The organism is Janthinobacterium silvisoli (assembly GCF_014200725.1).
Lineage (GTDB): Bacteria > Pseudomonadota > Gammaproteobacteria > Burkholderiales > Burkholderiaceae_D > Janthinobacterium.
In genome coordinates this window covers 655,144-681,658 of record NZ_JACHCL010000001.1, presented here as the reverse complement: position 1 = coordinate 681,658, position 26,515 = coordinate 655,144, and the positions used below count along the sequence as shown (strand labels likewise).

At 60.9% G+C, this 26,515-nt stretch carries 20 protein-coding genes; 14 read left to right on the top strand and 6 right to left on the bottom strand.

Annotated features, from left to right (window positions below):
- The first annotated feature begins 132 nt into the window (after positions 1-132).
- The 4 genes from HDE75_RS02990 (at position 133) to HDE75_RS02975 (ending at position 4,597) form a co-directional block, all read left to right on the top strand.
- Positions 133-1,293: a dienelactone hydrolase family protein gene (locus tag HDE75_RS02990; protein WP_260173632.1), complete on the top strand. Its 1,161-nt coding sequence runs from the start codon at positions 133-135 to the stop codon at positions 1,291-1,293.
- Positions 1,294-1,404: 111 nt separating this feature from the next.
- On the top strand, positions 1,405-2,913 hold the full coding sequence (locus tag HDE75_RS02985) for an NYN domain-containing protein (RefSeq protein WP_183676289.1): 1,509 nt from the start codon (positions 1,405-1,407) through the stop codon (positions 2,911-2,913).
- Between the two features lie 104 nt (positions 2,914-3,017).
- On the top strand, positions 3,018-3,635 hold the full coding sequence (gene trhA / locus HDE75_RS02980; RefSeq protein WP_183676290.1) for a PAQR family membrane homeostasis protein TrhA: 618 nt from the start codon (positions 3,018-3,020) through the stop codon (positions 3,633-3,635).
- Positions 3,636-3,715: 80 nt separating this feature from the next.
- Positions 3,716-4,597: a LysR family transcriptional regulator gene (locus HDE75_RS02975; protein ID WP_183676291.1), complete on the top strand. Its 882-nt coding sequence runs from the start codon at positions 3,716-3,718 to the stop codon at positions 4,595-4,597.
- Between the two features lie 65 nt (positions 4,598-4,662).
- Here the strand turns inward: HDE75_RS02975 and HDE75_RS02970 are convergent, their stop codons facing one another.
- A complete protein-coding gene (locus HDE75_RS02970) occupies positions 4,663-7,539 on the bottom strand; it encodes a bifunctional diguanylate cyclase/phosphodiesterase (RefSeq protein WP_183676292.1) in 2,877 nt (958 codons plus the stop codon).
- Positions 7,540-7,950: 411 nt separating this feature from the next.
- On the opposite strand from HDE75_RS02970, the gene HDE75_RS02965 reads away from it, so the two are divergent.
- The 6 genes from HDE75_RS02965 to fdhD all read left to right on the top strand — a co-directional run bounded on the left by HDE75_RS02965 (position 7,951) and on the right by fdhD (position 13,920).
- The gene (locus tag HDE75_RS02965; protein WP_183676293.1) at positions 7,951-8,226 is read left to right on the top strand and encodes a hypothetical protein; all 276 of its coding nucleotides are present in this window, start codon (positions 7,951-7,953) and stop codon (positions 8,224-8,226) included.
- 36 nt (positions 8,227-8,262) lie between these two features.
- Positions 8,263-9,414 carry a GGDEF domain-containing protein gene (locus HDE75_RS02960; protein ID WP_183676294.1) on the top strand — a complete coding sequence of 384 codons (1,152 nt, stop codon included), beginning with the start codon at positions 8,263-8,265 and terminating at the stop codon, positions 9,412-9,414.
- A 120-nt stretch (positions 9,415-9,534) separates the two neighbouring features.
- On the top strand, positions 9,535-10,617 hold the full coding sequence (locus tag HDE75_RS02955) for a calcium:cation antiporter (RefSeq protein ID WP_183676295.1): 1,083 nt from the start codon (positions 9,535-9,537) through the stop codon (positions 10,615-10,617).
- 170 nt (positions 10,618-10,787) lie between these two features.
- On the top strand, positions 10,788-12,245 hold the full coding sequence (locus HDE75_RS02950) for a Ppx/GppA phosphatase family protein (RefSeq protein ID WP_183676296.1): 1,458 nt from the start codon (positions 10,788-10,790) through the stop codon (positions 12,243-12,245).
- A gap of 90 nt (positions 12,246-12,335) precedes the next feature.
- Entirely contained in the window at positions 12,336-12,992 is a 657-nt protein-coding gene (locus HDE75_RS26910; protein ID WP_183676297.1) for a hypothetical protein, read from the top strand.
- 91 nt (positions 12,993-13,083) lie between these two features.
- Complete coding sequence (gene fdhD, locus HDE75_RS02940) at positions 13,084-13,920, top strand: formate dehydrogenase accessory sulfurtransferase FdhD (protein WP_183676298.1); 837 nt, start codon at positions 13,084-13,086, stop codon at positions 13,918-13,920.
- On the opposite strand, the gene HDE75_RS02935 is transcribed toward fdhD, so the two are convergent.
- On the bottom strand, positions 13,910-16,204 hold the full coding sequence (locus tag HDE75_RS02935) for an FdhF/YdeP family oxidoreductase (protein ID WP_183676299.1): 2,295 nt from the start codon (positions 16,202-16,204) through the stop codon (positions 13,910-13,912). The genes fdhD and HDE75_RS02935 overlap by 11 nt on opposite strands.
- Before the next feature lie 157 nt (positions 16,205-16,361).
- Here HDE75_RS02935 and HDE75_RS02930 point away from each other — a divergent pair, with 157 nt between their 5' ends.
- The gene (locus HDE75_RS02930) at positions 16,362-17,123 is read left to right on the top strand and encodes a GNAT family N-acetyltransferase (protein ID WP_183676300.1); all 762 of its coding nucleotides are present in this window, start codon (positions 16,362-16,364) and stop codon (positions 17,121-17,123) included.
- 226 nt (positions 17,124-17,349) lie between these two features.
- Here the strand turns inward: HDE75_RS02930 and HDE75_RS02925 are convergent, their stop codons facing one another.
- Positions 17,350-17,637 carry a hypothetical protein gene (locus tag HDE75_RS02925; protein ID WP_183676301.1) on the bottom strand — a complete coding sequence of 96 codons (288 nt, stop codon included), beginning with the start codon at positions 17,635-17,637 and terminating at the stop codon, positions 17,350-17,352.
- Positions 17,638-17,823: 186 nt separating this feature from the next.
- The gene (locus HDE75_RS02920; protein ID WP_183676302.1) at positions 17,824-18,513 is read right to left on the bottom strand and encodes an ABC transporter ATP-binding protein; all 690 of its coding nucleotides are present in this window, start codon (positions 18,511-18,513) and stop codon (positions 17,824-17,826) included.
- Positions 18,514-18,801: 288 nt separating this feature from the next.
- Between HDE75_RS02920 and egtD the strand changes: the two genes are divergently transcribed.
- Both egtD and egtB read left to right on the top strand, forming a co-directional pair.
- On the top strand, positions 18,802-19,842 hold the full coding sequence (gene egtD, locus HDE75_RS02915) for an L-histidine N(alpha)-methyltransferase (RefSeq protein ID WP_260173627.1): 1,041 nt from the start codon (positions 18,802-18,804) through the stop codon (positions 19,840-19,842).
- A 19-nt stretch (positions 19,843-19,861) separates the two neighbouring features.
- Positions 19,862-21,097 carry an ergothioneine biosynthesis protein EgtB gene (gene egtB / locus HDE75_RS02910; protein ID WP_183676303.1) on the top strand — a complete coding sequence of 412 codons (1,236 nt, stop codon included), beginning with the start codon at positions 19,862-19,864 and terminating at the stop codon, positions 21,095-21,097.
- Positions 21,098-21,146: 49 nt separating this feature from the next.
- On the opposite strand, the gene leuA is transcribed toward egtB, so the two are convergent.
- On the bottom strand, positions 21,147-22,844 hold the full coding sequence (gene leuA, locus HDE75_RS02905) for a 2-isopropylmalate synthase (protein ID WP_183676304.1): 1,698 nt from the start codon (positions 22,842-22,844) through the stop codon (positions 21,147-21,149).
- 751 nt (positions 22,845-23,595) lie between these two features.
- Between leuA and HDE75_RS02900 the strand changes: the two genes are divergently transcribed.
- Positions 23,596-25,668: a M13 family metallopeptidase gene (locus HDE75_RS02900; protein ID WP_183676305.1), complete on the top strand. Its 2,073-nt coding sequence runs from the start codon at positions 23,596-23,598 to the stop codon at positions 25,666-25,668.
- A 106-nt stretch (positions 25,669-25,774) separates the two neighbouring features.
- Here the strand turns inward: HDE75_RS02900 and HDE75_RS26580 are convergent, their stop codons facing one another.
- Positions 25,775-26,500, bottom strand: a complete 726-nt coding sequence (locus HDE75_RS26580) for a hypothetical protein (RefSeq protein ID WP_221291744.1) — start codon at positions 26,498-26,500, stop codon at positions 25,775-25,777.
- Positions 26,501-26,515: the final 15 nt, after the last annotated feature.

Genomic DNA, 26,515 nt, shown 5'->3' with positions numbered 1-26,515 from the left:
GCTTAACTCTTGCCATAAAAAAATTGTATGCAGTAACTTTTTAACATTGAGAAAGTGTGTTTTGCTGCCTAGACTGCTCCGGATTGATCGGTTCATTCCCTGGAGCCCGCCATTTTCCGCCCGCATTTTCCCTTGTTGGCACTGCTGTGCCTATGCCTGTTCTGCACGCCGTCGCTGGCGCAGCGCCTGCCGGTGGCACTGCCGCTCGATACGCGGCTCAATGAGCAGATCGTCATGGTGCCTGCCGGTCCCGGCGGGCGCGATGTGCTGGAAACCACCATCTTTCGCCCCAGCGGCCCCGGCCCGTTTCCCTTGCTGTTGATGAATCATGGCAAGCAGGAGGGGCCAGCCAGGCAGCAAAAGCGCGAGCGTTTCATCTATATGGCGACCGAGTTTGTGCGTCGCGGTTATGCCGTGATGCTGCCGATGCGCAGCGGTTTTGCCTTATCCACCGGCGCCTACCGCGACTATGGCTGCGACATGACGGCCAACGGTCTCGCCCAGGCGCGCGATGTGCTCGATGCGCTCGCTTATGCGCGGCGCCAGAGCTGGGTTGACCCGGAACACATTGTCGTGGCAGGCCAGTCGTATGGCGGGCTGGCGGCGCTGGCGCTGGACACCGCCAGCTTGCCCGGCGTGCGTGGCTTGCTCAATTTTGCCGGCGGCCTGCGCGTCGACAAGCCCGTTTGCGACTGGCAGTCTGCGCTGGCCAAAGCCTATGCCACCTTTGGCGCCTACAGCCACGTGCCCAGCCTGTGGCTGTATGGGGCCAACGATTCCTATTTTGGCCCGCAACTGGCGCAGCGCTGGTACCATTCCTATACGGGATCGGGCGGCAAGGCTGAGTTGTTTGCCTATAGCGCCTTCAAGCGCGACGCCCACCTGACCCTGGGTAGCCGCGATGGCGTGGCCGTCTGGCTGCCCAGGGTCGAGCGCTTCCTGGAAGCGATCGGCATGCCGACGCAAACTGTGTATAGCGTGATCGATCCGCCGCCACTGCCCGAAACGCATTTTGCGCTGCTGGACGATGTGGGCGCGGTGCCTTACCTGGCTGAACAGGGCCGCGTCGCCTACCGCGATCTCCTCGGCAAGCAGTTGCCGCGCGCGTTCGCCGTCTCGGAAACGGGCGCCTGGGGCTGGGCCGAAGAGGGCGAGAGTCCCGATTACCGCGCGCTGGCTTCGTGCCAGCAAAGCAGCAGCAAGCCCTGTCATTTGTATCTGGTGGACGACAGCGTGGTCTGGCCGGGCGGCCTCAATGCCGGCAATGCCAGCGCCGCCGGCGGCGCCGAATAGGCGGGTTCGCACGATAGTTGTCGCCGAAATGGGGAGCGGGCGAATATACTAGGGGAAAAGGGAAGCTCACAGCCTCCCATCCGCCCTTATTTCAAGCGAGAATACACCCCTATGGCGTCATCCCCAGAAAACCTCAGCATGGCCGTATTTTGCGACTTTGAAAACGTCGCACTTGGCGTACGCGATGCAAACTACGAAAAATTCGATATCAAGCCTATCCTCGAGCGCTTGCTGCTCAAGGGCAGCATCGTGGTCAAGAAGGCGTATTGCGACTGGGACCGCTATAAAAGCTTCAAGTCGACCATGCATGAAGCGAATTTCGAATTGATCGAAATTCCCCATGTACGCCAGTCCGGCAAGAATTCGGCCGACATCCGACTGGTGGTCGATGCGCTCGACCTGTGCTACACCAAGGCCCACGTCAATACCTTCGTCATCATCAGTGGCGATTCCGACTTTTCGCCGCTGGTCTCCAAGCTGCGTGAAAACGCCAAGCAGGTGATCGGCGTGGGCGTCAAGCAGTCGACTTCCGACTTGCTGGTGGCGAACTGCGACGAATTCATTTTCTACGATGACCTGGTGCGCGAAAGCCGCCGCACGGCTGCCAAGCGCGATGCGCGCGAAACGCCAGCCGTCAAGCGCTCGCCGGACGAAGAAGTGCGCCGCAAGGAAAAATACGAGTCGCGCAAGACCGAGGCGATCGAGATGGCTGTCGCCACCTTCGATGCGCTGGTCTCCGAGCGCGGCGACAGCGGCAAGATCTGGGCTTCGATGCTGAAGGAGGCGATCAAGCGCCGCAAACCCGATTTCAGCGAATCGTATTACGGTTTCCGCACCTTCGGCAACTTGCTGGAAGAAGCGCAAACGCGCGGCTTGCTGGAATTTGGCCGCGATGAAAAGTCGGGCGCGTATGTTTACCGCAGCAGCGGCGCTGCAGCTGCCGTTGCGCCTGTCGTTGATGCCAATGCCGAGACCGAGCAGCAAGCCGTGGTAGTGGATGCTGTCGCGGCGCCGGAAGAGCATCAGCGTGAAGGCGGCCGCCGCGAATCGCGCCGCAATGGCCGCGGTGGACGCAAGCAGAATGATCACCGCCGCAATGAAGCGGCGCCACAAGCTGTCGTGCCGGTGGCCGAGGCGGAAGCGCCTGCCGTCGCATTTGAGCAGTATCAGGAAGCGCCGCAGATTGAAGCCGTGCCCGAGGTGGCGGAAGCGCCTGCCGTGGCGGAAGAAGGCAACGCCAAGCGCGGTTCGCGCCGTAATGGCCGTGGCGGTCGCAAGAACGGCGACGCTGGCCGTGATACCGGCCGCGAGGCGCGGGCGGCTGTTGTCGAAACGGTTGCGGAGGTCGTGGCGCCAGCTCCAGAAGCTGTGCCGGTAATCGAAGTGGTTGCCGAGCCGGTTGCCGAGGCCAAGCCGAAAGCCAAGCCGCGTACGCCGGCACGCAAGGTGGCGGCGGCGAAGAAGCCTGCCAAGAAAGCGGCCGAAGTCGTTGTCGAAGCCACGCCCGTGGTCGAAGCGGCGCCAGTGGAAGTTGCGCCAGTGGCCGAAGACAAGCCGGCCAAGGCGCCACGCAAGACGGCGCCGCGCCGTCCTGCGCGCAAGAAGGCTGAAGCAGCTTAAGTGATCCAGTAAGCTGTGGCCGGGGCAGATGCGACGCGTCTGCCCCGGCTTTTTTCCTCAACCGTGTACGATAAGCCTGTTTTCAATGCGGCGGGCGGTCCACGATGTACTACGGCGAACGGTTCAACAGCATTTCCCATACGGTAGGCGCGGCGCTGGCTGCCATCGGCGGCATCATCCTGATTGTCGCCGCGGCCCGCACGGGCGACCCGTGGAAAATCGTCAGCTGCAGCGTCTATGCGGCGATGCTGCTGACCCTGTATCTCACATCTACCCTGTACCACAGCGTGCGCGGCAAGGCCAAGGCGGTGCTGCAGCGGCTCGACCACTGCGCCATCTATCTGCTGATAGCAGGCACTTACACGCCCTTCATGCTGGTGACCCTGCGCGGGCCGTGGGGCTGGTCGCTATTTGGCGTCGTGTGGGGGCTGGCGTTGTTCGGCATCGCCCAGGAATATCTGTACGCCAGGGGAGCGCGCATCCTGTCATTGGTGATTTATGTGGCCATGGGCTGGCTGGTGGTGATCGGCATCAAGCCGCTGCTGGCGGCGCTGGAGTGGAACGGTTTCCTGTGGCTGGTGGCTGGCGGCCTGTGCTACACGGGCGGCATCGTTTTTTATGCCACCGATCACAAACTGCGCCATGGCCACGGCATCTGGCATCTGTTCGTACTGGCGGGCAGTTGCTGCCATTTTGCCGCCATTTTGTTCTACGTTACCTGATATTGTTTGTCGGTTTCACTGTTGCCATGATTCCACTATAATGGCGCGATATGTGAAACTAAGGCAACAATAAGGCAGCAATGGACATCAATTCAGACGACCTGAAAATCTTCGTCACCGTGATCGACAGCGGCACCCTGAGCGCGGCCGCCGTGCATCTGGGGCAAACTACGTCGGGTGTCAGCCGCGCCCTGTCGCGGCTGGAAGACAAGCTGGCCACATCGCTCCTGACGCGTACCACGCGGCGCATGGAATTGACGGAAGAAGGGCAGTTGTTCCTGGAGCGGGCCCGCACCATTCTCGATGCAATGGAAGAGGTGGAGGAGTCGATCCGCATCCGCCACCAGAAGCCGGCCGGCCGTTTGTGCGTTGACGCCGCCTCGCCCTTCATGCTCCATTGCGTGGTGCCCCATGTGGCCGAGTTTCGCGCCATGTATCCGGACATTCGCCTGGAATTGAGCAGCAATGACCAGATCGCCGACCTGCTGGAACACCGTACCGATATCGCCATCCGCATCGGTGCGCTCAGCGATTCTACCCTGCATGCGCGCGCCTTGAGTTCCAGTCCGCTGCATGTGCTGGCCACGCCAGCCTACCTGGCGCGCCATGGCGAACCGCGCACGCCGGAAGAACTGGCCGGCCACGCGTTGCTGGGCTTTGCGCAGTACGAACTGGGCAACAACTGGCCGCTGCGCCACGCAACGGGCAACAGCCTGCAGATCGTGCCCGCGCTGGCTGCCTCCAGCGGCGAAACCCTGCGCCAGCTGGCGCTGAACGACCAGGGCATCGTCTGCCTGTCCGATTTCATGACGAAGCATGACATCGCTGCCGGCCGCCTGGTGCGCATACTGCAGCCGTTTTATACGGGCTACCGCCAGCAGATCCACGCCGTCTACTACCGCAACACGCAGCTATCGCAGCGCATCAGTTGTTTCCTGGAATTCCTGCAGCAAAAATTGTAATCGCAGCCTGGCCTATGTGACAAAGCACAGGGGGCAGTGATGGCCACCGCCCTGCGCCAGTGGCCTTACTGCACTACGCAAGAATCGCGCTGGAGTAGCGGCTGTATCTCTTGCGGCGGCAGCGGCTGGCTGAAGTAAAAGCCTTGCACTTCGTCGCAGCCATGGCGGCGCAAATAATCGAGTTGTTCGGCCGTTTCCACGCCTTCGGCCACTACCCGCAGTTTCAGATTGTGCGCCAGCGCGATGATGGAGACTACGATGGCCGCGTCGTCGGCGTCGCGGGCCACGTCGTTGATAAAGCTGCGGTCGATCTTCAGCACGTCGATGGGGAAGGTGCGCAAATAGGCAAAGCTGGAATAGCCGGTGCCGAAATCGTCGATCGACAGTTGTACTCCCAGCGCCTTCATATCGTGCAGCTGGCTGACCGCCAGCGCCACGTCGTGCATGAACAGGCTTTCCGTCAATTCCAGCTCCAGGCATGCTGGCGGCAGCTGCGTTTCCGCCAGTACCGTGGCGATCGACGCCACCAGATTCGGTTCATTGAACTGGCGCGCCGACAGGTTCACGGCCAGGCGCAGCGGACCGAGGCCGGCCGCATGCCAGGCCTGTACTTGCGCGCAAGCCTGGCGCAAGACCCAGGCGCCGATCGGCACGATCAGGCCGGTATCTTCGGCCAGCGCAATGAAGCGCTGCGGCGCCACCATGCCCAGGTCAGGATGGCGCCAGCGCAGCAGCGCTTCCACGCCGACGATGCGGCCGCTGGCCAGGTCCAGCTGCGGCTGGTAATGCAGCACGAACTGCTCCCGCTCCAGCGCGTTGCGCAGCGCCGTTTCGATGCGCAGCCGCTCCAAGGTGGCCTGGTTCATGGCGGACGTGTAGAACTTGATGTTGTTGCGTCCCTGCTTCTTGGCGCAGTACATGGCGATGTCGGCCTGTTCGATCAGGTTCTGCGTTTCGCCGTTGAGCGTGACGTCGCCCGGTGCATTGTGCTGCGAGCCGTCGTACACGGCCACGCCGATACTGCAGGTGACAAAGAACTCCTTGCCATCGAGCAGGACCGGCTGCGCCACCGTGTCCATCACGCGCTGTACGATGGCGGCGCTGAGCGCTTCGTCGGGCTGTTCGCTCAAGATGGCGACAAATTCATCGCCCGACAAACGCGCCACGGTATCGCTATCGCGCAGGCTTGCCATCAGCCGCGCAGCGATGGTTTTCAACAGCAGGTCGCCGGCTTTGTGGCCCAGGCTGTCGTTGACGAACTTGAAGCGGTCCAGGTCGATCAGCAGCACCCACAGCGGACATCCCTTGCGGCGCGACTGCGCCATCGCCTGCGTCAGGCGGTCGCGCAGCAGCGCGCGGTTGGGCAGGCCCGTGAGCACATCGTGATGGGCGATGTGCTGGATCTGCTGTTCGGCCAGCTTGCGTTCGGTGATATCCGAACCCGTACCGCGGTAGCCCCGGAACTCGCCCAGCTCATTGAACAGCGGCTCGCCATTGATGCTAAACCAGCGCAACTGCCCATCGCGGTCCTGCATGGAGTATTCCAGGTTGGAGAAGGGCAGCCGCGCTTCGAGCTGGGCGATATGCTGTTTGCCCCAGCGCGCATTGCGCATCTCGGGATGATGATGCCAGCGCGTCATGCCGATGAAGCGTTCCGGCGGCATATTCGATTTGTCGCTGAAACCGCTGGTGATGTGGGTGAAGCAGAGATTGACGTCCTGCTCCCAGTACCAGTCCGACGACAGGGCCAGCAGGCGGCGAAAGCGTTTTTCGCTTTCCTGCAGCGCCCGTTCCGTACGCTGGCGCGCCCGCACGTCTGCACTGAGCAGCTCATTGCTGTGCTTCAGGTCGGCAGTGCGTTGTTCGACCAGCTTTTGCACGCGGCGCGAACGCTGTGTCAGCGACTGCACGAAGGCGGCAGTCAGCACGCTGAACAGCAAGCCTGCGGCCAGCGTCAGCAGCGAGCCCAGATGGTCGGCCAGGAAGGGGCGTGGATGGGCTACCACGCGCACATGCCATGGCCGGCCGGCGGAGGCGAAGGCGCTATCGTAATGGCTGTGGTAGTCGAAACTCAGCCAGCGGGGTAGCCTGGAGCTGCCGCTGTTGTGTTTGTTTGCACCGGGTTGCCCATGCTGGAAGATCAGCGTTTGCGGATCGGCGCTGGCGCTGGCGTAGACACTCACTTCCAGTTGCGGGTCGCTCAGCAGGTCGGCGCGCGAGAGGATTTTCCATACCAGTTCGCGGCTGCGTATCACCACCGCCGTTTCGCCGCTCAGTGCCGCGCGCCGCTGTTCCAGCGTATGCAGCGGCAAGCCATGGCGATAGACGGGCCGCAGGATGACAAAGCTGCCTTGCACTCCCTGGGCCAGGGCCAGCAGGCCGGTGGCGGTGGCCTGGCTGCTTTGCAGGGACTGTTCCAGCGCATCTGCCAGAATGCCATTGGGCCGTACATTCAAGCCGAAGGCGGCGATATTGTCTTGCAGTGGTTCCAGGTAATCGATCACCAGGTAGTTGGCGTGGTCAGTGGCCGGCCGCACAAGGCCATCGCGCAATTCCGTGATGCTGTGGCCAGGTACGATACGCCGCAAATCGGCTTCGAACGCAGGGCGCTGCGCTTGCGGCACATGGCGGTGAAAACTGAAAGCCTGGATGTAGGGATGGCGCTGCAGCAGCGGCGCGGTGAAGTCGCGAAATTGTTCCCGCGTGACGGGCACGATGGCGGCAAACAGCTGGTTCGTGGTGTTCAGTACTTCGACCGCGTCATCGATGCCGCGTTCGATAACGGCCACGCGTGCGCCGGCCCGCTGTTGCAGGCTCAGGGTCATCTTGTCGTATTCAAGCTGGCTGATGGCGGCAAACAGTACGCCTGTCACGCACAAGCCGCAAGCCAGGGTCAGCGCAGCCGCGGTGGAAATGGACAATGGCAGGCGGCCACGCAGCATGGGTTTTCCTATCTCGCTTCAGGGACAATATCGTGGGGGAGCCGTGTTCAACGGCGCCTGCGGGGCCGCGAAGGCGGTAGTTTGTCATAAACCCCGGCCTCCATGCAGATTTTGCGCCAAGTATATGCAAAAAGGCAATAAGCAATCGTTGACTGCCGCCCGCGCCAGCTCCGGGCGGCATGCTCGCCGCTACTTTATGAGCGATGTTTTGTTGCATTAGAAGAAATCTGATAAGCTCCCGTGAGCATAGCCGATTGATAGTCAATTGATACGTAGTTGCTGCATGGTTGGTGCACATCTGATACTCATCGGTTGATACTCAGTGGAGAGCCGATTCATCCTCCACTCAGAGAGGGCGCGGGCTGGCTACCTGCTGCAATGCAGTGCCGTAACAGGCGCCACGGAGACGACATGTTTTTGGATCACCCCATCATTACGGCGACGAATAGTTTTACCGAACCCGATCGTATCGAGCGGCTGACCCGCGTATATGGGTATGCGGCGGCGCTGGCGGACCAGGCGGGCAATCCTGTTTTCATTGAAAAAGTGGCGCAGATCCACGACCACAAGGGCACCCTGATCGTCTTTTGGCATGAGGCGCCCGGCGAGCTGGAAAAGCAGTATTTCGTGCAAGCCTGGGCCAGCAAGGTAGGCGATGGCAGCACCAATGTCGAACATGAAATCTGATGGCGCGCGGTCCTGAGCGGCGCTAGCATGGTCCCCATGGATATCCAGACCCTGGTACTGGCCCTGGCGCTCGGTAATCTGAGCCTGTGCGCGGCCCTGTTCTTCTTCGAGTACGAACGCAGGAAGCCGTTCGGTATGTCGACCTGGGCGGTTGCCAAGCAGTGCCAGGCGCTCGCCTGGTGTTTGCTGTATTTCAGAGGCGTGCTGCCTGATTTCCTCTCCATTTTGCTGGCTAACAGTTTGCTGTTTGCCGGCATGGCGCTCGATGCGGGCGCCTTGTGGCAGCTCGCCGGGCGCCTCCGCTGGCGCCGCATCGCGCTGCCGGCGCTGGGTCTGGCCGTGGCGCTGTTTGGCGTTTGCTACCTGTCCGATGTGGCGCCCGTGCTGCGTAGCGCCGCTGCCGCGCTGATCGTGGCCGGTTTCTTCCTGGCCGGCGTGGCCGCGCTGTGCCTGAAGTGGCTGGAAGCGACCATGCTTCGCCGCTACCTGGCCGTCAGCATGGGATTATTGTCGCTGCTGATCGCGGTGCGTGGCCTGCTGTCCGTGCTGGCGCCTGGCCTTGACGGGGAATGGATGCAGCTGGCCGGGTTTACTGCTTTGTATCTGATGATGCTGGCGAATGCGTTTGGCTATTTGCTGCTGTCGCGTGAAAATCTGGCGCTGGAGCTGGCGCGCCTGGAAGTGCAGGATACGGCCACCGGCGTGCCGAACCGGCGCGGCTTTTACCAGGCACTGGCGCCGTGGATGGCGCTGGCGCGCCGTCCCGGCCTGCCGACGGCGCTGGTGGTGCTCAAGATCGACCACTTCAAGCGCGTCAATGACAGTTATGGCCATCCGGTTGGCGACGCCGTGCTCAAAACAGTGGTCGATATCTGCCGCCAGCAATTGCGCGACAGCGACTTGATGGGCCGCCTGGGCGGCGCCGAATTCGCCATCCAGCTGCCGCGCACCACCTTGCCCGACGCATTGATGGTGGCCGAGCGCATCCGCGCCGCCGTGGCCAGCCTGCCTGTCAAGACAGAGCGCGCCGTATTGAGCCTGACGGCCAGCCTGGGCGTGACGACCGTGCGTGCCGAGGACAGCACGGTCAGCCTGTTCAAGCGCGCCGACCAAGCGCTGCAGGCGGCAAAGCAGGCTGGCCGCAACCGCGTGATGGAGGCGCAGCCGGCCAGCACACTGGACGTGTGAATCTCCTAACTTTCATTTAAGCTAAGTACGTTAAGATGCAGCAGACGACTGCGCCTGCCGCCGCCGTCTGCGTGCGTCTTTCGCATGCACTTCCTCCGTTCACTCTTGTCAGGCTCACTCATGAAAAGTATCAGATCCATTCCCGTATGGCCGCTGGCCGCACCGATCGCCGGCTGGCTGTTTTTGCTGGGAGCCGGCTTGGGCTTCGGCGGCGCCTACCAGATCCTGCTGGTGATCGGTTTGATCGGCAGCGTGCTGGCCGCCGTGTATCACGCGGAAGTGGTGGCCCACCGTATCGGCGAACCGTACGGCACCCTGGTGCTGGCGCTGGCCGTGACCCTGATCGAGGTGGCGCTGATCGTCTCGCTGATGCTGGCCGGCGGGCCGGAAACCACAGGCCTGGCGCGCGACACCGTGTTTGCCGCCATCATGATCATCCTGAACGGCATCGTCGGCATTTGCCTGCTGCTGGGCGCCGGCCGCCACAAGGAGCAGAGCTTCGGCCTGCTGGGCGTGAGCGCCTCGCTGGCGACCCTGGCGGCGATTGCCATCCTGACCCTGGTGCTGCCCAATTACACCTCGAGCGCGGCCGGCCCATTCTACAATTCCAGCCAGCTGATTTTCATCGCTGTCATTTCATTGGTCCTGTACGGCACGTTCGTGCTGGTGCAGACGGTGCGCCACCGCGATTACTTCCTGCCCAAGGAAGCCGTGGGCGACGAAGAAGTGCACGCCGAACCGCCTACCCCTGCCGTGGCCTGGATCAGTGCCGGCGCCTTGCTGGTATGCCTGGGCGCCGTGGTGCTGCTGGCCAAATCGCTGGCACCCGCACTGGAAACGGCGATCGCCGGCATCGGGGCGCCGAAAACCCTGGTCGGTATCGTGATCGCCGCCATCGTGCTGCTGCCCGAAGGCCTGGCTGCGGTGCGTGCGGCACGCGCAAATCGCCTTCAAACAAGTCTGAACCTGGCGCTCGGTTCCGCCCTGGCCAGTATCGGTTTGACGATTCCTGCCGTGGTGGTGGTGTCATTGGCAACTGGACTGACGGTCACACTGGGCCTGGATATCAAGTCCACCGTGCTGTTGCTGCTGTCGCTGATGGTGGCCACCCTGTCGCTGGGCACGGGCCGTACCACGGTCATGCAGGGCACTATCCACCTGGTGATTTTTGCCGTGTACCTGTTTACGACCATCGTTCCTTAAGCTTTGTTGCTGGCCCTTGTTTTGTCACCGTCCTGTCATGCTGCTGTCATACGATGGGGGTAGTGTGGTAGCATTTTTAAATCGTTTAAATGATTTATATGGTTTGCATGCCGGTCGCTGACTTGCATGCATATCGCAATGGCAATGCACCGACAAGACAAGAGGCTAGAATGTATGCAGCGGTGGACCTGGGGTCCAATAGTTTTCGTTTACACATAGGCAAGCATGATGGCGAGGCGATACGCGTGCTCAAAAGCGTGCGCGATCCGATACGCCTGGCCGCTGGCCTGGACGCCGACGGCGACCTGACCGAGGCGGCGATGCAGGGCGCGCTGGCCTGCTTGCGGCGTTTTCGCGCCGTGCTGGCCGACTATGAACTCGACGCCGTACGCGTGGTGGCCACCTCGGCAATGCGCGTGGCGCGCAATGGCGCCGTTTTTTTGCCCTTGGCCGAACAAGCCATCGGCTATCCGATCGAAATCATCTCTGGCGAGGAAGAGGCACGCCTGATCTACATGGGCGTGGCCAACGCGCTGGCCATTCCTGCCGAGCGGCGCCTGGTGATGGACATCGGCGGCGGTTCGACCGAGTTGATACTGGGCCGTGGCCAGGATACAGAGCGGGTCGAGTCGTTCAGCCTGGGCACCGTCAAGCAAAGCCTGTCCTTTTTCATCGGCGGGCGCATCGATGCGCCATCGTTCGAAGCGGCCATTCTGTCGGCGCGCAGCCATTTCGAGGATGCCGCGCCGCCGTATCGCCCGCAGCACTGGAAGACCGCCTACGGATCGTCGGGCACCATGCGCACGATCGCCGACATCATCGCCCGCAACAAGCTGGGAGATGGCCTGCTGACTGGCCCCAGTCTCGACGCGCTGGCGCGCCGCTTCATTGAAATTGGCCACACCAGCAAGATCGACATGCCCGGTTTGCGCCCGGACCGCGCCAGCACCATCGTCGGCGGCCTGGCCATTTTGATCGGCCTGTTCCGCGAACTGGCGATCCCTGTCATGACGCCAATCGAGGCTGGTTTGCGCATGGGCGTGATGTGGGACTTGTACCTGCGGTCGACCAAGCGGGACCGCCGCGAGCAGTCGGTGCAGGGCTGCATGGAGAAATTCCATATCGACCAGCGCCGTGCAGGCAGGGTGGCCGAGCAGGCGCTGGCCATGTATGCGCAGCTCAAGCCGACTTCCGACGCGCTGGTCAAATGCCTGCGCTGGGGCGGCCTGCTGCATGAAGTGGGGCTGGCCGTGTCACAGACGGGTTACCATAAGCATGCGGCGTATATTGTCGAGAACGCGGACTTGCCCGGTTTTACCACGCGCGAGCAAAAAACCATGAGCCGTTTGATCCTGGCGCAGAAGGGCAATTTGCGCAAGGTGGGCGAGGCGCTGGCCGACCCCGACTTTGCCAAGGCCGTGCTGGCGCTGCGCCTGTCGATTTTGCTGATGCACGCGCGTATCGAGGCGGACTTCAGCGAACTGCGCTTGCGCATGAAGAGCCGCATCGAGCTCGATATCAAGCGCAGCTGGGTGGCGCATCACCCGACGGTGTCATTCTGGATCGAGAAAGAGCAGGAGTTCTGGGATGAAGTAGGCGTCGATTTCACCATCCGCGCCAGCGCATAGCCCTTAGCGGACTATGTAACAATTCATGTTTTGCAAGCAAGTTCTAAAAAAACAGTATATATTGTTTATATTCTTTAAATTGGAAAAACCATGACTAAAACTGTGCCAGTGAAAAAAGCCGCCGCCAAGCCTGCATCGAGCCCTACGGCCGCTCCTGCGTCGGCCCCCGTCTCGATCTTCCCTACCAGCGCATCGATCAACGCGGCCAAGCCGGTTGCTGCAAAACCAGCCGCCGCCAAACCGGCCGCCAAAGCCACCGTTGCCAAGGCTGCCGTGAAACCTGTTGCCAAGGCGCCCGTGAAAGCCGCTGCCAAGGTCGCGGCCAAACCGGTAGCCAAGCCGGCGGTCAAGCCTGCTGCCAAACCTGTGGCTAAAGTGGCAGCAAAGCCAGCGGCCAAGGTGGCAGTCAAACCTGCCGCCAAGGCAGCCGCTGCCAAGCCAGTTGCGAAAGCTGCGGTGAAACCTGCCGCCAAGGTAGTCGCCAAGCCTGTCGCCAAGGCGCCGGCCGTCTCCAAGGAAAAAGCCCGCAAGCCGAAACTGGTGCGCGACAGCTTCACCATGCCGGAAGCCGAGTATGAGGTTCTGGGCCAGGTCAAGAAGGCTTGCCTGAAGGCTGGTTTTGAAATCAAGAAAAGCGAATTGCTGCGCATCGGCGTGGCGCTGATCAGCCAGATCGACCTGGCGACCCTGCAAAACGTGCTGGCAGGTTTGCCGCAACTGAAAACGGGCCGTCCGAAGAAGGATTGATGCCCCGGGCTGAGGGGCTGCGTGCCTCTCCGCCACGTTTTCCGATTCTGGTTTACCATGGGAGCTTGTGATAGCTCCCATTGTGCTTGCCATGTCTGAAGAAGCAGAAATCGAACGCGCCGGCTTTGTCGAACGCACCATCGTCCGCCATCGCGGCGGCGCATCGCCTGCTTCGCTGGTTTCCATTCCTGCTATCGACCACGTGGCCGAGGAAATCCCCGTCGCGCTGGTGTTCAATGGTATCTCGCACGCCGTCATGATGGCCACGCCGCGCGACCTGGAAGCGTTTGCCCATGGTTTCGCGCTGACGGAAGGCATAGTCTCGTCGGCCGCCGCCATTTTCGACTGCGAAGTCTTTTTACGCCTTGATTCCGCCGAAGTGGCGATGACGATTGCGCAAGAGGATTTCGTGCGCCTGAAAGACCGTCGCCGCGCGCTGACGGGCCGCAGCGGCTGCGGCGTGTGCGGCATCGACAGCCTGGAAATGCTGGACTTGCAGCCTGCGCCCATGCCGCCAGCCCTGATTCAAATCGATTTGCCGGCAGCCCTGGCGCGCGCTTCGCATGGCTTGCGCGAACACCAGGCGCTGATGCAGGCGACCGGTGGCGTGCATGCGGCCGCGTGGTGCGCTCCCGACGGCGCGATTCTGTACGCCTTCGAGGATATCGGCCGCCATAACGGACTCGATAAACTGATCGGCCACCTGGCATTGAATGGCATCGACATGCGGCGCGGTTTCGTATTCCTGTCCAGCCGTGGCAGTTATGAACTGGCGCGCAAGGCTGCGCGTATGCAGATTCCCCTGCTGGCGACCATTTCCGCTCCCAGCTCGCTGGCGATCAAGATCGCCACGCAGGCAGGCATGAAGCTGGTGGGCTTCTGCCGCCAGGACGCCTACGTTGACTACACGCCCGGCATCACGCTGTAACGCTGCTGCGCTCTAATAGCACCGGCACCGACTTCGAGGTCGGTGTGCCCGCGCCATCGGCCGTGCTGGCCAGCGGCACCAGCGCATTCGTCTCCGGATAATAGGCGCCCAGGCAGCCGCGTGGAATGTCGTAGGCGACCAGTAAAAAGTCGTCGGCACGGCGCTGCACGCCATCATCCCAGGCGCCGATCAGGTCAACCTTGGCGCCATCTTCGAATCCCAGCATGTCGATATCCGCCTGGTTGGCGAAGACCACGCGGCGCGTGCCATACACGCCACGGTAGCGGTCGTCCATGCCATAGATGGTGGTGTTGTACTGGTCGTGCGAGCGCGTCGACATCAGCACCATCAGGCGTTGGCCATGCCGCTCCCTTGCCCGGTGCAGCGGCGTGTCCAGAGCGATCGGTGCGACGATGAAGCTGGCCTTGCCGCTGGCGGTTTTCCAGTCACGCTCGCGCGAGGCCACGCGCAAATGAAAGCCGCCCGGCTTGGCCACCCGGGCGTTGTAATCGTAAAAATCGTCGAACACTTTTTCGATATCGTCGCGGATGCGTGCATAGTCGCCCGCATAGGCAGCCCAGTCCACCAGTTCACTTCCCACCGTGGCTGCGGCCATGCCGGCCACGATGGCCACTTCCGAGCGCAGCTGCGGCGAGGCCGGTGCATTGCGGCCGAACGAGATATGCACCATGCTCATGGAGTCTTCCACCGTCACGCCCTGCGGCACACCGTGCTGCAGATCGATTTCCGTGCGCCCCAGGGTGGGCAGCAGCAGCGCTTGCTTGCCGATCACCAGGTGGCTGCGATTGAGTTTGGTGGCGATCTGCACCGTCAGCTCGCACTGGCGCAGGGCAACGTAGGTGAGCGGCGTATCGGGCGTGGCGGCGGCGAAGTTGCCACCCAGGGCGATGAAGACCTTGACGTCGCCGCGTTGCATGGCTTCGATAGTCGCCACTACGTCGTGGCCGTGCGCGCGCGGCGGGGTAAAGCCATAGACCTGGCCCAGGCGGTCGAGGAAGGCGCCGGTCGGCTGTTCTTCTATGCCCATGGTGCGGTCGCCCTGCACATTCGAGTGGCCGCGCACGGGGCACAGACCGGCGCCTGGCTTGCCTATCTGGCCGCGCAACATCATCAAATTCGACAGCATGCGGATGGCGGCCACGCTCTGCTTGTGCTGCGTCAGGCCCATGCCCCAGGTGGCGATGATGCGCTGGCCAGCGATAAAAATGGTGCTCAAGGCCTCGATCTGTTCGCGCGTCACGCCTGATTCGGCCACCAGCAGTTCCCAGCTTTCTGCGCGCAGGTCGGCGCAAAAGGCGTCAAAGCCGCTGCAATGCTCTTGCACGAAAGCGTGGTCGATGATGCCGCCGGTTTCATCATCGCGCTCCACCACACGCTTGGCGATGGCCTTGATCAGGGCCAGGTCACCGCCCAGAGTCGGCTGCACGAACAGGCCGGCGATGCGCGTGCTGCCCAGGGTGGCCATTTCCAGCGGACTTTGCGGATCCATAAAGCGTTGCAAGCCCCGTTCGCGCAGGGGGTTGACGGAAACGATGCTGCCGCCGCGGCGTGCGCACTCGCGCAGCTCGCCCAGCATGCGCGGGTGGTTGGTGGCGGGATTCTGGCCAAAGATGATGATGGTGTCGGCCAGTGCGAAGTCGTCCAGCGTGACCGTGCCCTTGCCGATGCCGACGGTGGCCGGCAAGCCCCGGCTGGTCGCTTCGTGGCACATGTTCGAGCAGTCGGGGAAATTGTTGGTGCCGTACAGGCGCGCCATCAGCTGGTACAAAAACGCGGCTTCATTGCTGGCGCGGCCAGAGGTGTAAAAGGCCGCCTGATCAGGATCGGGCAGGGCGCGCAGATGGCGGCCCACCATGGCATAGGCGTCTTCCCAGCTGATTGGCGCATAGCGGTCGCTGGACGCATCGTAGACCATCGGTTCGGTCAAACGGCCATATTGTTCGAGCGCGTAGTCCGATTGCGCCATCAATTGCGTGACAGTCTGGCTGGCGAACAGCTCGGGGCCGGCGCGGCGGCTGGTCGCTTCGGCGGCCACCGCCTTGGCGCCGTTTTCGCAAAAGGCAAAGGTGGACTGATGGTTGCTGTCGGGCCAGGCGCAGCCGGGGCAATCGAAGCCGTCGGGCTGGTTTTGCGCCAGCAGGGCCTTCAGATTGGCGGGCGCCACCCTTTCCTGGTGCAGGGTGATGGCCACCTGTTTCAGGGCGCCCCAGCCGGCGGCTGGCCGTGTGTAGGGCTTGATGTGACTGCTGTCTTTTTCATCCATGGCGTGTGCCTGCCTGTCGTAAAAGGGAGGGAGTGTGGCAATTATGCCTGATCAGCTCGCTGCTTTGACATAGGTCATGGAAATGACATTGGACTGTCATTTTCCTGACATATTAGACAAGTACGCTGGAGCCGTCTTGATCACAAAGGATGAAACCATGCAAAACATTATCGCGTCCAACGAAGCCAAGGCCCGGCCAGTTCAACTGGTACTGAGCGTGGCCAGCACGGCCAAGGAATTACGCGAAGTGCAGCGTCTGCGTTACAAGGTGTTTATTGAAAGCATGGGCCTGACCTCGCTGGCCAATGCCGATGGTCTCGACAGCGATGAGTTCGACGCCCATTGCGATCATCTGATCGTGCGCGACGCCGATACCCTGAAAGTGGTGGGCACTTACCGCGTGCTGAGCGCGGCCAAATCGGCCAAGATAGGCCGTCTGTACTCGGAAAATGAGTTCGACTTGAGCCGCCTCAACAATCTGCGCGGCCGCATGGTCGAAGCGGGGCGCGCCTGCATCCATCCCAAATACCGGGGCGGCAGCGTGATCATGCTGCTGTGGTCCGGCCTGGCCGAATACATGCGCCGCGAACGCTGCGATTACCTGGTGGGCTGCGCCAGCATCAGCCTGGCCGATGGTGGCCATAATGCCGTCGCCGTGTACCAGGCGCTGGCGGAAAAGCATCTGGCGCCGTCGGAATACCGCGTTACGCCGCACCTGCCTTTCCCTATCCACCAGGTGGAAGCAGCGCACAAGCCGCAAGTGCCGCCGCTGATCAAGGGTTATCTGCGTTCGGGCGCCTGGATTTGCGGCGAACCTGCCTGGGATCCTGATTTTGAAAGCGCGGACATGTTCATGATGATGCCGCTGGCGAATCTGGACGAACGGTATGCGCGTCACTATGGCGTGAAGGCGGACTGATTTTGACGTGATCGGGCTGCGGCCGTGCTATTGGCGGCTGCACTTGTCTTGTCTGAGGTGTTGTTGCAGGAGAGGTGCGGGAGAAACGGACAGCATGTTTTGGGCTGGGCTTCTTCGGCAGGGTGTTCGTGCGTTTTATGCTGGACGAACTGCGCGAATGGTAAGGCAAAAGTTCATGGCGCCGGGGACCTGGGTGCCTGGCAGGGCAAACCTACGGTAAAACGTTTTAATGGACGGGCGTGGCCGATAATTCCTTCAGGTCACGGATGGCGATTTCCGATTTTTCATGCATGCGCAATAAAATCGTCGCGCCGACCGACAATTTGCCGTGCCGTATCTTGCTGATGATGGGCGGCTGCACTTCCAGTACGCGGCACAGTTCCGCGTCATTTTTCAGGTTCAGCTTTTCGATCAGGGTATCGAGCAGCTTGTTGGGTACAAAACTCGATGGTTCGAGCGCGCGGGCCCGGTTCATCGCTTCGATCAATTCCAGTTTTTTTTGCCGGACGTTCATTTACTTCTCCTTTCGGTTAGCAAGGGGCAGGACCATGGCTGGTCCCGGCGAGTATTCGTCACTGCAGGACGGCTATCTGCGTATGACGTCGTACAACATCTGCGGTACAGCGTACAACATTGATAACCAGGCAAGTGATTTACATAATACTACGATAACAAATAGTGTGATACATGGTTATTAAAATTAACTGAATGTCGCGATATTTTCCTTGGGATTTGTTGCATTTTGTAAGCCGCTCTTCGTCAATATCATGGTCCGGTCCGCCATTTCTGCGGCGGCCAGCGAGTGCGTCACCATGATGGCGCAGCTACCGTTGGCCTTGATTTCAGCGCGCAGCAATTGCAGGATGCTGTGCGCCGTATCCGGGTCCAGATTACCGGTTGGTTCATCGGCCAATACCAGTGCAGGCTTGTGCACGAGTGCGCGGGCGATCGCTACGCGCTGCATTTCGCCACCCGATAATTGCTGCGGAAAATCACCACCGCGGCCTTTCAAGCCAACGGCGTCGAGCATGCTGGCGGCACGTTCCTGTGGCAGGCCGTTGAGCAGCAGCGGTAAAGCCACGTTTTGCAGCAGGGTCAGGTGCGGCAAAACATGGAAAGCCTGGAAGATAAAGCCCATGCGCGAGCGCCGCAGCCGGGTGGCTGCCGCGTCGTCCAGGCTGGACATGGCAATGCCATCGACCAGGATCGGTTGGGCTACACCCGGATCGGGCGTGTCGAGGCCGGCGATCAGGTTCAGCAGGGTCGACTTGCCGACGCCGGAATCGCCCATGATGGCAATGAACTCGCCCGCCTCGAAGCGGCACGACAGATTGGCCAGCACGGGACGCGCGTTGGCATAAGACTTGGACAGATGGCGCAATTCAAGCATGGTGTGTTTATCTATGTGTAAGGGCAGGCACGCGGGGGAGAGGGGGGCCTGGAGAGTGCAATGGCGCGCGGATTGTTTGGCCGGCAATGTGTAGTATACGACAGGCTTATGCTTTTTGCTTGGCAATACCAATTTCACGTGTGCGGCCGATTGGCGTGAAATTGTCATCGCCCTTAAGTGAAGTGTCGTACAGCTGGGTTTTGTAGATTCCGCTATGATGAAAAAAATCGTTACCGTTCAGTTTTCTCCTTCGTATGCCCGTGTAAGCCCTTACCATGATGCGAGTCCATGACCATGCCACCTACGCAGTTTCAGCAGCATCAGCAGCCGTCCAGTCTTCACCAGGGCGTCCGTTCCAGTGACATTCCGGCAGCCGCCGGCAAGGCCAGTGCGAAGGCGGGTGCAACTACCGCCACGATAGCCGAGGTTGCAAACGGCTTGCTGGCGCCGCAGGCCTGGACCTCGCCCAAGTACTTGTACGATGCGCTCGGCTCCAAGCTGTTTGAAGCCATCTGCGGCCTCGATGAGTATTATCCGACGCGTACCGAGGCAGCCATCTTTGCCCGTCATGGCGCCGATATCGCCCATGCCGTGGGGCCGGGCAGCACCCTGATCGACCTGGGGGCGGGCAATTGCGCCAAGGCCGCCAGCCTGTTCCCACTGCTGCATCCGGCGCAATACGTGGCGGTCGATATTTCCTATGATTTCCTCAGCGAATCGCTGGCCAGCTTGCGCCAGCGTTTCCCGCATATCGAGATGACAGGGTTGGGGCTGGATTTTTCCAGCGGACTGACCCTACCTGCCAGCGTGCGCGAGGTCCAGCGCCTGTTCTTTTACCCAGGCTCATCGATCGGCAATTTCGCGCCGGAACAGGCCATCGCTTTCCTGCGCCGCCTGCGGGCGAACTCCGACAGCGATGGCGGTTTGCTGATCGGCGTGGACCTGATTAAAGACAGCGCCGTGCTGGACGCCGCCTACGATGATGCGCTGGGCGTCACGGCCGCTTTCAATCTGAACCTGCTGCGCCACCTGAACCTGCTGCTGGGGGCCGACTTTGATGTACGCCAGTGGCGCCACCACGGCTTCTTTAATGCCGACCTGGGCCGGGTAGAAATGCATCTGGAAGCGCGCAGCGAGCAATTGGTGCACTGGCAGGGTGGACAGCGGCGCTTTGCAAAAGGGGAACGCATCCACACGGAAGACAGTTATAAATACACGCGGGCCGGCTTCGTGGGCTTGCTGGAACAGGCCGGTTATCGCACGGCGCGTATCTGGATGGATGAACAGCAGTGGTTCGCCGTCATCCATGCACGCGCCATGCCGGATTGATTTGAAAAGTTGAACGAAGATGATCTTGAGCGACCATTTCAAACAAGTACGCCAGCATTCCTTGCTGCTGGCCGAGCCCCTGTCCGACGAGGATTGCGGCGCCCAGTCGATGCCCGACGCCAGCCCCGTGAAATGGCATCTGGCGCATACCACCTGGTTTTTTGAAACCTTTATCCTGGAAGCGCTGGAGCCGGGCTTTGTGCCATTCCACCCCGCTTTTCGGGTGCTGTTCAATTCCTATTACAACGGCGTCGGCGACAAGCATCCGCGCGCGCAGCGGGGCTTGCTGACGCGTCCCGACATGGCGCAGGTGCGTGCCTATCGCCATGATGTCGATGCGCGCATCGTCCGCCTGCTGGCCAGTGAACTGCCGCGCAGCGAGCGTGAACGGCTGACCATGCTGCTGGCGCTGGGCCTGGAACACGAGCAGCAGCATCAGGAGTTGCTATTGACTGACGTCAAGCATTTGCTGGCGCAAAGCCCCCTGTTTCCTGCATATCTGAACACAAGCGTGGAGACGAGCGTCATCGCGCATCCCGGCAATGCCAAAACGGATTGGCTGGCTTTTGAAGGCGGCCTGACCGACATCGGGCATACGGGCGACGGCTTTTGCTTCGACAATGAATTGCCGCGCCACCGGCAATATGTGTCGCCGTTCGAGCTCGCTTCCTGCCTGGTGACGAATGGCGATTACCTGGCCTTCATCGAAGCGGGCGGCTATCGCACGGCCAGTCTGTGGCTGTCCGAGGGCTGGGACTGGGTGCGCAACCAGAAGCTCACCTGTCCCTTGTACTGGCAGCAAGACGACGATGGCCGCTGGCTGGAATTCACCTTGCACGGTTTGCAGCCGCTCAATTTACAACAACCGGCCACCCATTTGTCGCTATTCGAAGCCGATGCCTACGCGCATTGGGCCGGCGCGCGCCTGCCGACGGAAGCGGAATGGGAGTTTGCCGCGCAGGACGTTGCTGTAGAGGCTGGATCGCTGCATCCCGCCGTGGCTAGTGCGCAAAAAGGCTTGAGACAAATGTTTGGCCATTGCTGGCAATGGACCAGCAGCAGTTACGCGCCGTATCCCGGCTACCGCCCGGCGGCCGGCGCCCTCGGCGAATACAACGGCAAGTTCATGCTGAACCAGTATGTGCTGCGCGGCTCTTCCTGCGCCACACCGGCCGGCCATGCGCGCGCCAGCTACCGCAATTTCTTTCCTGCCGGCGCGCGCTGGCAGTTTGCCGGAATACGACTAGCCAAATAACAAAGGCAGCCCTTGAGGCTGCCTTTGTTTTATTTCCTTGCGTTGACTATCAGGCCGTCACAGCGGCCTTGGCAGCGCTTTCCACTTCCGTCTGTTTGATGCGGCGGTTCACGGCGGACAGCACAGCCTTGAACGAGGCGGTGACGATATTGCTGTCGATGCCGGCGCCGAACAGGGTAGGGCCGTTATCGAGGCGCAACTCGACATAGCAAGCTGCCTGCGCGTTGGCACCCGAGCCGATCGAGTGCTCATGGTAATCCATCAGCTTGATATCGAGACCCAGCGCATTGACGAAAGCGTCGATCGGGCCATTGCCGCCGCCTTGCAGGGCCAGCGGCGCCTGGCGGTGGCTCAGGCTGATGTCAATCTGCACCGATTCATCATTGTTGCTGTCTTCCACCATGCGGTGTCCAGCGTAGGCGTAGGGCGTGGTTTGTTCCAGGTATTCGCGCTGGAAGATTTCATGGATATCCTGGGCGGCAATTTCGCGGCCGGTGGCGTCTGCTACCGCTTGCACGGCGCGCGAAAACTCGATTTGCAAACGGCGCGGCAAGACCAGGCCATATTCCTGTTCCAGCAAGTAAGACATACCGCCCTTGCCGGACTGGCTGTTGACGCGGATCACGGCGTCGTAGCTGCGGCCCAGGTCGGCCGGATCGATCGGCAAATAAGGCACTTCCCAGATGCTATCAGCTTGCTGCTTGGCGAAACCTTTTTTGATCGCATCCTGGTGCGAGCCGGAAAACGCCGTGAACACCAGGTCGCCCGCATACGGGTGGCGCGGGTGGACGGGTAACTGGTTGCATTCTTCCACGCACTTGCGCACCGTGTCGATATCGGAGAAATCGAGGCCAGGATGCACGCCTTGCGTGTACAGATTCATCGCCAGGGTGACCAGGTCGACATTGCCGGTGCGCTCGCCATTGCCGAACAAGCAGCCTTCCACACGGTCTGCGCCGGCCATCACGGCCAGTTCTGCCGAGGCAACGGCGGTGCCGCGGTCGTTATGCGGATGCACGCTGATGATGATGGAGTCACGCCGGGCCAGCTTGCGCGACATCCATTCGATCTGGTCCGCGTACACGTTGGGCGTGCTGCATTCCACGGTCGATGGCAGGTTGATGATCATCTTGTTGGCGGGGGTCGGCTTCCAGATGGCGCTGACGGCGTCGCAGATATGCTTGGAAAAATCGAGTTCGGTGGTCGAGAACGATTCCGGCGTGTATTCAAAACCCCATTCCGTTTCCGGGTGCTGCGCCACCAGTTGTTTGACCAGCGTGGTGCCGGTGGTGGCGATCTGCGTGATTTCTTCGCGCGACATGCCGAACACCACCTTGCGGAACACGGGCGCCACCGAGTTGTACAGGTGGACGATGGCGCGCTTGGCGCCGGCCACCGATTCCACCGTGCGGCGTATCAATTCTTCACGCGATTGCGTCAGCACGATGATGGTGACGTCATCCGGGATACGGTTTTCATCGACCAGCTTGCGCACGAAATCGAAATCCGTCTGCGATGCCGATGGGAAGCCCACTTCGATTTCTTTCAGGCCGATGGCGATCAGCATCTCGAAAAACCGCAGCTTCTTTTCCGCGCTCATCGGCTCGATCAGGGACTGATTGCCATCGCGCAAGTCGGTGCTCATCCAGATAGGCGGTTTGCTGATGATCTGGTTAGGCCATTGACGGTCGGTCAATTTGACTGGAGGAAAGGCGCGGTATTTGGAAGCTGGGTTTTTCAACATCATGATCGGGTACTCCTGAATATAGGGGAAATCAATGGTTGCGGCGCAAGCTTGCCGGGCGGCCACGGGACACTAGGCCAGGCAAGCGATCGCTAGGTTTAGTAGGCAAAACAGGACCACGGCGCCAGATGGGGCGTTCGCGTCGGACATTGCAGTTGGTGCGGGGATTGGTGCAAACATCATCAAACCTTCCAGGGTTTTTAAAACACGCCGGCGTGTGGCCAGGCGCAGCAAAGCGGCAAACTTAAGCGCGTGCTAGTAGTAGTCGCGATAGCGACAGCAGGGAAGGGGATGGAAGTTTGAAGGAGGACATGCCTTTAATGTACGGGAGTTTGTGGCGGGCTGTCAAGCGTTTCCTGGTGGTATCTTGTTTTGTCTATTATCCGTCCCGCTTGTCATGGGCAGTCAATGCCAGGCGGGAGTGTGGTCGTCTTTTTGCATGCATCAGTGACTGGCGATTTTGGCGGGCAAGTGATGGCAATAAAGTGATAGCGATAAGGTGATAGTAAAAGGTGATGGCGATACAAGGGCGTGCAATGGCATCTTCACCGTATGAATTCCTTCGCTTGCATGTTGTGTGATGTCAGCAGCTTGTCCATGTCGACCCTGGAACATGACGAAGCGCCAGCCTGGAAAAAATCACACATTGTCACGAATATGGCAGGATATGCTGACTATCCGACTATAATCTTGCGCCACATGCCAGGCGCACCGGTGCGCCGGCATGGAATCTAACTAAAAAATAGGAGTCTTCGTGAATCGTACGCTTATCAGCGCCGCCTGCTGCGCCTTATTGGCTTTTGCCTCCCCGTCATCGTATGCACAGCAAAGTGCCGAGCAAAGCGCGAATGCCGCTGGTTCTGTTGCTGCGCCCGTGTCCGGCATCGACCTGAAATCTCTGGACCCGGCAGTGCGTCCGCAGGATGATTTCTACGGTTACGTCAATGGCGTCTGGACCCGCAATACCGAAATTCCAGCCGATAAGTCGGTCTGGGGCACGTATATCGAATTGCGCGAAACGGCGCAAGGTCAGTTGAAGGCGCTGATCGATGCGACCCTGAAAAATCCGGGCAAGGCCGGCAGCGATACGCATAAGATTGCCGACCTGTACACCAGCTTCATGGATGAAAAGGCGCGCAATGCTGCCGGTTTCAAGCCTTTGCAGGCTGATCTGGCGCATGTGGCTGCAGTGAAGGACAAGAAGGACTTGCCGGCGCTGTTTGCCTACCTGCAGCGCAATGGCATCCAGACGCCGTTTTCGGCCGGCGTGTCGCCTGATGCCCAGAATCCCGAGCAATACACGGTCGGCATCAGCCAGTCCGGCCTGGGCTTGCCTGACCGTGACTATTACCTGAAAGATGACGACGCCAAGCTCAAGGCCGTGCGCGGCAAGTACCAGCAGCATATCGCCACCATGCTGGGCATGAGCGGCGACAAGAATGCTGCGGAGCACGCTGCCCAGATTCTCGATATCGAAACCCGCCTGGCTGCGGCGCAATGGACCCGCGTGGCGATGCGCGACCCGGTCAAATCGTATAACCGCATCGAGTTCAGCAAGTTTGCCGAGCTGGCGCCCGCGTTTGACTGGGCGACTTACTTCAAGGCTGCCGGCCTGGCGCCTAAAGCCGCGTCAGCCGTGGTGCGCCAGCCCGACTACCTGGCCAGCTTGTCTGCCACCATCACCGCCGTGCCGCTGGAAGCGTGGAAGAGCTATTTCAACTGGCGCATTATCGAAAGCTATGCGCCCTATATGGACAGCGCCACCGTCAAGGAGCGCTTCGCCTTCGAAGGCACGGTGCTGCGCGGCACGCCGCAAAGCGAACCGCTGTGGCAACTGGCGCTGCGCTTTACCGATAGCGCCGTCAGCGACGCCGTCGGCAAACGTTATGTAGAGATGTATCTGCCGCCTGAAACCAAGCCTCGCGTGATGGCCATGTTCAACAATTTCGTGGCTTCCTTCAAGGATGGCATCGACAAGCTGGACTGGATGGGCGAGGAAACCAAGAAGGAGGCGCAAGCCAAGCTGGCCGCCCTGAAGCCGAACATCGCCTATCCGGAAAAATGGCGCGACTACAGCGCCATGAAAACCCAGCCGCATGACCTGATCGCCAACGTGCGCGCGTCGCGCGTGTGGGGCCGCCAGCAAAACCTGGCCAAGCTGGGCAAACCGGTCGACCGCGAGGAATGGTCGATGACGCCGCAAACCGTCAACGCCAGCTACAATCCATTGCTGAACGCGATCACGATTCCCGCCGCCATCCTGCAGCCGCCATTCTTCAATGTGAAAGCGGAAGATGCGGTGAACTATGGCTTGCTCGGCATTACCTTTGGCCATGAAATCAGCCATGCCTTCGATGATTCCGGCAGCCAGTACGATGCCCATGGCCGTTTGCGCAACTGGTGGACGGCGCAAGACCGCACCGCCTTCAAGGCGCGCGCCGCCGGGCTGGTCAAGCAATACGGCGCTTACAGCCCCGTGCCTGGCTATTTCATCAATGGCGAACTGACCCTCGGTGAAAACATTGGCGACAACTCGGGCCTGTCGGTAACCTACAACGCCTACGAGCGTTCGCTGGGCGGCAAGCCATCGCCCGTGATCGATGGCTTGACCGGCGAACAGCGTCTGTATATCGGTTTTGCCATGAAATGGCGCGCTAAATTGCGTCCTGAAGCGGCGATTGCCCAGATCAAGAGCGATCCGCATTCGCCTGGCGAATTCCGCGCCAAAGGCACCGTGATGAACCAGCCTGGCTTCTACAAGGCGTTTGACATCAAGCCGGGCGACGCTATGTACCTGGCGCCTGAACAGCGCGTGATCATGTGGTAATAGTGCAGATGCTCATCATGCAAAAATAGCCTGACAGGTTTTTTTTGCGGCGACGGCCCGTTTCATCTTCGATGATATGGGCCGTTTTTACGTCTGATCTGCCTGCTTACGACTTCCCTTGCAGCACGTTCTGCAGGTTTTCCCGCATGCCTTCGAGCACCTTATTGTGCTGCGTCAGAATTCCGGGTGCGTTGCGGAAGGGCTCAGGGTCCAGGTAGAGCCTGGGTAAGTCCGCAACCGCCACGCCGCGTGCTTCGTCGCGCAGGATTTCATCGGCCAGACGGATCAGGGAGGCAACGGACGACTCGATGCGCGGCGTGCTGTTGATGGACAGGCAGGCATTGAGTGCCTTAGCGAACTCGGCGCGGGAGGGTTGCTGCGGCAGCACGGGTGCGGCGATCTGTTGCAGGGGCGACATATTGACGGCCGGTTTGCGGCAGGCGAGCAGGGCGTCGAGCGCCATCAAACGGTGTGGACCGCCGCGTTGCAGCCAGCCGGCGAGACGAGGCCAGGGTGTGCCCAGCAATGCTGCCGCCACGCCCCACTGGCTGGACACCGGCGAGCCGACGTTGCTCTCGATCCAGTCGATGGCGGCGGGGTTGCCGGTGTAGGCTAGCAAGATGACATTTGCAGCGCGCAGGGCGGGCGACTGGATGGCAAGCACGCTGGTCAGCCAGGCGAGGGCGCCGTCGGCAGGATTGCTGATGAGTTGTTCGGCAAATGGCGCGCTCAGGTCGCGGCTGTCAAAGTGGCGGTATTGTTCTGGCATATGAAATTGGAAAGATGAATGCAGCGATAGTCTAGCAGCCAGGCCGCGCGCACGATTTGTCATTTGGAAACTTTTAAG

Excerpts from the sequence above, each read along its gene's own strand:
- HDE75_RS26910 (WP_183676297.1), top strand. The coding sequence starts at position 12,336 with ATGACTAAAACTGTGCCAGTGAAAAAAGCCGCCGCCAAGCCTGCATCG.
- trhA (WP_183676290.1), top strand. The coding sequence starts at position 3,018 with ATGTACTACGGCGAACGGTTCAACAGCATTTCCCATACGGTAGGCGCG.
- HDE75_RS02925 (WP_183676301.1), bottom strand. The coding sequence starts at position 17,637 with ATGAACGTCCGGCAAAAAAAACTGGAATTGATCGAAGCGATGAACCGG.
- egtB (WP_183676303.1), top strand. The coding sequence starts at position 19,862 with ATGATCTTGAGCGACCATTTCAAACAAGTACGCCAGCATTCCTTGCTG.
- HDE75_RS02950 (WP_183676296.1), top strand. The coding sequence starts at position 10,788 with ATGTATGCAGCGGTGGACCTGGGGTCCAATAGTTTTCGTTTACACATA.
- leuA (WP_183676304.1), bottom strand. The coding sequence starts at position 22,844 with ATGATGTTGAAAAACCCAGCTTCCAAATACCGCGCCTTTCCTCCAGTC.
- HDE75_RS02955 (WP_183676295.1), top strand. The coding sequence starts at position 9,535 with ATGAAAAGTATCAGATCCATTCCCGTATGGCCGCTGGCCGCACCGATC.
- HDE75_RS02930 (WP_183676300.1), top strand. The coding sequence starts at position 16,362 with ATGCAAAACATTATCGCGTCCAACGAAGCCAAGGCCCGGCCAGTTCAA.
- HDE75_RS02985 (WP_183676289.1), top strand. The coding sequence starts at position 1,405 with ATGGCGTCATCCCCAGAAAACCTCAGCATGGCCGTATTTTGCGACTTT.
- egtD (WP_260173627.1), top strand. The coding sequence starts at position 18,802 with ATGACCATGCCACCTACGCAGTTTCAGCAGCATCAGCAGCCGTCCAGT.
- HDE75_RS26580 (WP_221291744.1), bottom strand. The coding sequence starts at position 26,500 with ATGACAAATCGTGCGCGCGGCCTGGCTGCTAGACTATCGCTGCATTCA.
- HDE75_RS02975 (WP_183676291.1), top strand. The coding sequence starts at position 3,716 with ATGGACATCAATTCAGACGACCTGAAAATCTTCGTCACCGTGATCGAC.
- HDE75_RS02920 (WP_183676302.1), bottom strand. The coding sequence starts at position 18,513 with ATGCTTGAATTGCGCCATCTGTCCAAGTCTTATGCCAACGCGCGTCCC.
- HDE75_RS02960 (WP_183676294.1), top strand. The coding sequence starts at position 8,263 with ATGGATATCCAGACCCTGGTACTGGCCCTGGCGCTCGGTAATCTGAGC.
- fdhD (WP_183676298.1), top strand. The coding sequence starts at position 13,084 with ATGTCTGAAGAAGCAGAAATCGAACGCGCCGGCTTTGTCGAACGCACC.
- HDE75_RS02970 (WP_183676292.1), bottom strand. The coding sequence starts at position 7,539 with ATGCTGCGTGGCCGCCTGCCATTGTCCATTTCCACCGCGGCTGCGCTG.
- HDE75_RS02965 (WP_183676293.1), top strand. The coding sequence starts at position 7,951 with ATGTTTTTGGATCACCCCATCATTACGGCGACGAATAGTTTTACCGAA.
- HDE75_RS02935 (WP_183676299.1), bottom strand. The coding sequence starts at position 16,204 with ATGGATGAAAAAGACAGCAGTCACATCAAGCCCTACACACGGCCAGCC.